Source organism: Candidatus Solirubrobacter pratensis (assembly GCF_000425945.1).
In the GTDB taxonomy this organism is placed as follows: Bacteria; Actinomycetota; Thermoleophilia; order Solirubrobacterales; family Solirubrobacteraceae; genus Solirubrobacter; species Solirubrobacter pratensis.
In genome coordinates this window covers 297,969-304,545 of record NZ_AUEK01000010.1, presented here as the reverse complement: position 1 = coordinate 304,545, position 6,577 = coordinate 297,969, and the positions used below count along the sequence as shown (strand labels likewise).

Annotated in this window: 6 protein-coding genes; 3 read left to right on the top strand and 3 right to left on the bottom strand. The window is 73.7% G+C overall.

Going from position 1 to position 6,577, the window contains the following annotated elements; translation table 11 throughout:
* Nucleotides 1–417, top strand: a 417-nt coding sequence (locus tag H958_RS47610) for a hypothetical protein (protein WP_196807397.1), incomplete at its 5' end; no start/stop codon positions are given.
* Between the two features lie 195 nt (nucleotides 418–612).
* On the opposite strand, the gene H958_RS38060 is transcribed toward H958_RS47610, so the two are convergent.
* The 3 genes from H958_RS38060 to arfB form a co-directional block, all read right to left on the bottom strand.
* The gene (locus tag H958_RS38060; RefSeq protein WP_051324398.1) at nucleotides 613–2,433 is read right to left on the bottom strand and encodes a M14 family zinc carboxypeptidase; all 1,821 of its coding nucleotides are present in this window, start codon (nucleotides 2,431–2,433) and stop codon (nucleotides 613–615) included.
* A gap of 88 nt (nucleotides 2,434–2,521) precedes the next feature.
* Nucleotides 2,522–3,280 carry a response regulator transcription factor gene (locus H958_RS43535; RefSeq protein ID WP_081685969.1) on the bottom strand — a complete coding sequence of 253 codons (759 nt, stop codon included), beginning with the start codon at nucleotides 3,278–3,280 and terminating at the stop codon, nucleotides 2,522–2,524.
* Between the two features lie 75 nt (nucleotides 3,281–3,355).
* Nucleotides 3,356–3,772, bottom strand: coding sequence for an alternative ribosome rescue aminoacyl-tRNA hydrolase ArfB (arfB, locus tag H958_RS0117055; RefSeq protein ID WP_028059560.1), 417 nt, complete (start codon nucleotides 3,770–3,772; stop codon nucleotides 3,356–3,358).
* A 91-nt stretch (nucleotides 3,773–3,863) separates the two neighbouring features.
* Between arfB and H958_RS0117050 the strand changes: the two genes are divergently transcribed.
* Complete coding sequence (locus H958_RS0117050) at nucleotides 3,864–5,339, top strand: RNA polymerase sigma factor (protein ID WP_028059559.1); 1,476 nt, start codon at nucleotides 3,864–3,866, stop codon at nucleotides 5,337–5,339.
* Nucleotides 5,340–5,511: 172 nt separating this feature from the next.
* Nucleotides 5,512–6,504: a Glu/Leu/Phe/Val family dehydrogenase gene (locus H958_RS0117045; RefSeq protein ID WP_081685968.1), complete on the top strand. Its 993-nt coding sequence runs from the start codon at nucleotides 5,512–5,514 to the stop codon at nucleotides 6,502–6,504.
* Nucleotides 6,505–6,577 lie beyond the last annotated feature (73 nt).

Genomic DNA, 6,577 nt, shown 5'->3' with positions numbered 1-6,577 from the left:
CACGTCCGAATGTTGCGCGACTACGACTGCGTCGAGCTCGTACGCACCGAGCCACGCCGCGGCGCCCTGCAGCACTTCTACCGCGCAACCGCGCGCCCCACGCTCGACGAGGACCAGTGGAAGACGCTGCCCTCCAGCCTGCGCAAGGAGCTCTCCGGCGAGAGCCTCGCCGAGATCGTCGAGGACATGCGCGCCGCCTCGGAAGCCGGCAAGCTCGACGACCCCGAAGTGATCGTCCAACGCACCCCGCTCGAGCTCGACGACCGCGCCTTCAAGAAGCTCAACCGCCTGCTCGCCCGCACCCACGAACAAGCACTCGCGATCGCCGCCGAAAGCGCCCAACGCCAAGGCGAGAAGAGCACCACGGTCTTCCCCACCGAGCTCGCCGTGCTGCACTTCAGGCGCGCCGAGCAGTAGACGGGCGGCGGCCCCGGTCCGTCCCGGCGACGTGGACGCCGTGGTCGAGCACGCCCTGTAGGAACGCCGGCTCGTCGCCGGAGAGCTCGCCGGCCAGGCCCTGACGGACCTGAGGCCGCCGGCGGCGGGGTTCGGCGCCGCCGGCGACCCACTGCCGCCGGCATCCACCGGCGAGCAGGAGCGGGGTGTCGGTCGCTACGGATTGGCCGTCGCGAGCGTGAACGTGAGCGTCTTGCCGTACGTGCCGGTCCGCAGCGGCTCGTTCGCGCCGATGGCCTGCCGGAACGAGAGCGTCAGCGCGTCGTTGGAGACCGGCGCCGTGTAGGTGAGCAGCGTCGCGGGCGCCGCCGCGAACGCGCCCGCGGGCGAGCCGAGGTGCGAAGCCGCGACCTGGACCGGTTCCGCCAGCGAGTAGGAGCCGTTCACGAGCCGGCCGGTGCCGGCGGGATCCGTGACGCTCAGCGTCGCGTCGCCCGCCGTGCTGGTGACCGTCGCGGTCGTGCCCGCGTCGTAGGACTGCTTCACGCCGGGCACGAACGCGCCGAAGCTCGCGGCCGGGCCGAGGTTCAGCGACAGCGTCGCCGGCACCGTCCCACCCGCGCTCCCCTGCGTGCACAGCGAGCGGTTCACCGTCTCCCCGCGCGCGAGCTTGACCGTCGTCGTCTCGAGCACGGTCCCGTCCGGCGCGGTGCACGTCACCGTGTAGGACTCCTGCAGGAACTCGCTCGTGTACTGGCTCGGGCGCAGCGACGGGTTCAGGTTCCACTCGAACCTGCCGCTCGCCGGCACCTTCAGCGTGTACCGCAGGTGCGTCGGGAACGAGCGGACCTCAGGCGCGCCGCCGGTCCCCCACGTCGTCGGGGCCGAGTCGAGCGTGAAGTCCTTGCTCGCCGTGATCGTCGCGCCGGGCGGCGCCGTGCCCGTCAGGCGCGAGTGCAGCGCCGGGTTCTGCGACGCCTCCAGCATGTCCAGCAGCGTCCCGCGGATCGTCGCGCCCGGGTACTGGCCGATGCCGTAGTAGTTGTCGATCACGGCCTGGTACGGCGGGTGGTAGGTGTTGTTGCCGCTGTAGCCCGGCGTCGCCTCGGTCGTGAACCCGAACGCGCCGTAGGCGTAGTAGGTCTGCTCCTCTTCGGTCGACGTCGCCTCGTAGTAGACCTTCGGCCACGGGCCGTGGGGCCAGCCGGCGAGGTTCTTCTCGGCGATCGAGGTGGTCAGGTCCGTGTAGGTCGCCTGGTCGGCGATCACGCTCGGCTCGTTGAGCGAGGACTGGACCGACAGCAGGCGCTTGTCCGGCGTGTGCATGTCGATCCCGACCGTGACCGGATGCGTGGCGAGGTAGTCGGCGTAGGCGGCGTTCTCAGGCTCCGACAGCGGCGCCTCGCCGCGGAAGTTGGTGTTGCTCGGATCGGCGCTGGAGCCGTCGCCGCCCCAGAACGGCAGGAAGTTGCGGTTGTTGTTGATGCCCTTGCCCGAGGACCCGGCCGCGTCGCACTCCTCCTGCGTCGGGATCACGCCCGGCGAGAAGCGGCAGTTGCCGCGCTTCTGCTGGTTGCCGTTGACGTTGCGGCGCGAGACGTCGTAGCCGTCCGGGTTCTGCATCGGCACGACGGTCACGCGGCCGTTCTCGAGGAACCGCGTGATCTTCGGATCGCTCCCGTCGTTCATGAGCAGGTCGTGCGCGAACTCCATCGCGAAGTCGTTCGACGGCCACTCGCGCGAGTGCAGCACGCCGCCGACGTAGAACACCGGCCGGCCGTCGTCCTCGTTGACGCGATGCGCGATCTCGATGCCCTCGATGTCGCGCCCGAGCAGCGACTTATGGCTGAGCTTGATCAGCTTGACCTTGTCCGGGTACTGCGCCGCGAGCGCGTGCAGCTCGGCGACGGTCTCCGGCAGATCGCGATACGTCGTCCGGCCGGTCGGCAGCGGTGACGTCTGCGCGTGCGCGGCCTCGGCCGTCGACAAGCAGGCGCCCAGCGCGAGCACGCCGGCGCACAGCCTCCACTTCTTCAAGGCAACCCCCTCGTTCGTCCCTGATCCCGGCGGCGATCCTATGTCCGGGCCGCGCACGAGATCGCACGCGCCTCCCATTCGGGGGATGTCAGAGCCTCATGGCCGCCTCGGCGCGGTTGCGCACCCCGAGCTTGCGGTAGATCGAGCGGGTGTGCTGCTTGACCGTGTGAGGGGACAGGCCGAGGCGGCCGGCGATCTCGGCGTTGGTGGCGCCGGTGGCGAGCACGCGCAGGACGTCGCGCTCGCGCGGGGAGACCGCGGCCTCCGGCGCGTGCGGCCGCGGGATCACGCCCAGCTCGCGCGCGACGTGCACGGCGCCGGCGCGGCTCTCGACCGCGAGCCGTGCGTAGATCGAGCGCGTGTGCTGCTTGACGGTCCCGGGCGAGAGGTGCACCCGCGCCCCGATCTCGGCGTTGGTGAAGCCCTCGCCGGCGAGCCGGAGGATCTCGCGGTCGAGCGGGAGGAAGCGCAGGGTCGCCGGGCGCGGGCACGGGACCTCGACCTCGGCGCCGTCCGCGAGCCTGCGCACGGCGGCGCGCAGGTCACCCGCGCCGGCGTCCTTGGCGACGACGCCGAGCGCGCCGGCCTCGTCCGCGAAGCGCAGCGGGACGAGGTCGAAGCGCGAGGTCGTCAGCGCGACGCGGACGTGCGAGGGCAGCGCGCGGCAGAGCCCGCCGTAGCCGCCGAGGTGGACGTCGACGAGCGCCACGTCGACCTCGTGCGCCAGCGCGTCCTCGCCTGCCGCGCCGGCGCAGGACTCGACCCACGGCGCGCGCCGCAGCAGCCAGCGGATGCCCGACCGGATCCGCTCGTGGTCGTCGACCACGAGTACGCGTACTCCCCTCATCCCCGTCCCCCTCTCTTGTGGCCGAATCCTCGCGGTGGGGGCCGGCAGCGGTCAACCGACCGCCGGTCGGCTCGGCTACGACGCGTCGTCGAAGGGCCGCCCGCGGCCGCGCTTGGTGTCGCCGCGGCGTCGCTTCTCGTCGAGCCGGCGCCGGCGGCTCGCGGCCGTCGGACGGGTCTTCGTTCGTACGCGCGGGACCTCGAGCGCGTGCGCCAGCCGGCTCGCGAGCCGCTGCAATGCGAGCTCGCGGTTGCGCGCCTGCGAGCGCGCGTCCTGCGCGACGGCGGTCACCCGCGGGCCGAGCTTGGCCATCGCCCGCTGCTTCTGCGTTTCGCTCAGGGCGGTGGTTGCGGCGATGTCGAGGGACGCCTCGATCCGCGATGCGGTGACGTTCGCGTGCTGCCCGCCGGGGCCTGAGGAGCGCGAGGCGCGGACGGCGATCTCGCTCATCGGGACGGCGATTCCGTCGCGGATCGGCAGGAACTCCGTCATAGGGGGATGAAGGATCACACCGTTGGTGCGGAACTTCCGCCACCCCTTACAGTTACAGTCGCCGGGACGGCAGCCGTCAGGAGCCCTAGCAATGGAAGCCTCAGCGATCCACGCACCCGCATCAGTCGGCCGACTTCCGCTCGGGACCCCGCTCCTGCGGCTGCGGTCGGACGAGCAGCTGCTCGCGCACTTCCGCGCGGGCAACGACGAGGCGTTCCGCGTGCTCCACGACCGCTACCGCCAGCGGCTGTTCGCGTACGTGCGCCAGATGCTCTCGAGCGCGTCGCGCCAGGACGCCGAGGACGTGCTGCAGGACGTCTTCGTGCGCGCGTACGGCGCGCTGCGCAACGACGCGCGCGAAATGAACGTCCGCGCGTGGCTCTACCGCGTCGCTCATAATCGCTGCATCGACCACCTGCGCCGGCCGGTGCCGCCGGCCGCCGAGGTCTTCGAGGTCTCGCGCAAGCCGCTGCACGATCCGATCGAGGAGGCGCAGCGGCGCGACGATCTGCGCCGGCTCGTGGAGGACGTCGGCCGCCTGCCCGACCAGCAGCGCTCGGCGCTGCTCATGCGCGAGATCGACGGCATGTCGTACGCGAACCTCGCCGAGGCGCTGGACGTCACCGTCCCCGCGGTCAAGTCGCTGCTGGTGCGCGCTCGCATCGGCCTCGTCGAGGCGCAGGAGGCGCGCGACGCCGACTGTGCCGATATCCGCGCGGACCTGTTGAGCGCGTACGACCGCGGCGTGAAGGCCTCGGGCCGCGCGCGCAAGCACATGCGCTCCTGCGACGGCTGCCGCGAGTACCGTGTGGCGCTGCGCGGCGTCAAGCGCTCGTTCGCGGCGCTCGCGCCGGTCGGCTTCGGACCGCTGGCGTTCGCCGCCAAGCTGGTGGGCCTGGGCGGCGGCGGCGCGGCCGCCGGCGGCGGGGCCGCGGCGGCGGGCGGCGGCGCCTCGGTCGCGGTCACCAGCGGCGGGATCGCGACGGCGACGGCGTGCAAGGTCGCGGCGGTGGTCTGCACCGCGGCGCTCGCGGGCGGCGCCGTCGAGGTCAACCGGGAGATGACGCACAAGACAACGGCCCACGCGCACTCCTCCTCGGCGTCCGCGGCCAAGAAGACGCACGCCGCTCCCGCGACCTCAGCCGCGACGGTCGCGCCGCATCGCGCGGCGCGCCCGCTCGTGCCGGACCACGGCTCGGCGGCCGTTCGCGACAGAGCGCTCGGTCCCTCCGCGGCGGCGCACCCGAAGAAGAAGGCGGCGAAGCAGAAGGCGACCGTGCCCACGGCCGCCACCCCGGTGCCGCAGGGCGGCGCGAACGCCCCGGCCAAGTTCCAGCGCCCGGCCGACGACCCGTCCCTCGCCACCGGCGGCGCCCGCGCTCCCGATGCGCCCACCGCGACGCCGTCGCCGACCACGCCTGCGGAGGCCACGCCGGAGCCGCTCACGGACGGCCCGCAGGCGACGCCCCCGCCCGCGAGCGCGGACAGCGGCGTCCCGCAGGATCCCGTCGCCCCGACCGGCGCCGCCCCGGCACCGTCGGCGACACCGGCGCCGGACACCCAGTAGCGCCCTCGCGAAGCGCCGTTCGCCGCGCCCCCGCGCGCGTCGCCGTCCGCACGCGCACAGTCCGGTCGGCGGCGCTCCGCTAGGCTCGGGCGCCATCATCGACCGCTACCTCGAACCTCTCGCTCACGAGACGCTGCTCGTCCGGCGCGGCCGCCGGTCCGGGCTGTTCACCATGGCCGCCGTCCACTCGACGGCGCGCGGCCCCGCCCTGGGCGGATGCCGGATGTGGACCTACGACGACGCGCGCGCGGCCGTGCGCGACGTGCTGCGCCTCTCGCGGGCGATGACCTTCAAGGCGGCGGTCGCCGGACTCCCTCTCGGCGGCGGCAAGGGCGTGATCATGCTGCGCCCTGAGGAGTCCACGCTCTCGCCGGAGCGCCGCGAGGCCGTCCTGCTCGACTTCGGCGACACGGTCGACGCACTCGGCGGCGCGTACCTGACGGCCGAGGACGTCGGGACGTCGGAGCCCGACATGGAGACGATCGCCCGCCGGACGGCGCACGTCACCGGACTCTCATCCGGCTCGGGCGACCCGAGCCCGTGGACCGCACTGGGCTGCGAGGCCGCGATCCGCGTCACCGCCGAGCGCGCGTTCGGCACCGAAGACCTGAGCGGGCGCAGCATCGCGGTGATCGGTGCGGGGCACGTCGGCGGGCCGCTCGCCGAGCTGCTCGCCAAGGGCGGCGCGGAGCTGGTCATAGCCGACATCGATCCGCGCAAGCGCGAGCTGGCCGAGCGCCTGGGCGCGCGCTGGACCGACCCGGCGAGCGCGCTGACCGCGGACGTCGACATCGTCGCGCCGTGCGCGCTCGGCGGCGTGCTCAACCACGACACCGTCCCGGAGCTGCGCTGCCGCGCGATCGCCGGCGCCGCCAACAACCAGCTGGCCGCCGAGGAGCTCGCCGACGAGCTCGCCGCCCGCGGGATCCTGTGGGCGCCGGACTTCGTCTGCAACGCCGGCGGGATCATCAACATCGCCGTCGAGCTCGAGCCCGAGGGCTACTCGCCCGAGCGCGCCGAGCCCGCGGTGCGCGCGGTCGGCGACACGCTGCGCCAGATCTTCGACGCGGCCGAGAGCGAGGGCGTCACGCCCCTCCACGCGGCGCTCGCGCTCGGTGAGCGCCGGGTCGCGGGCGAAGAGCTGGCGAGCGGCGCAGACGCGTAGCGGTGCCCGCGGGGAAGCGTCTCGCCGCCGCGATCTCCGCACGGCGACGCCTCGCCACCGCCGTCTCGGCGCG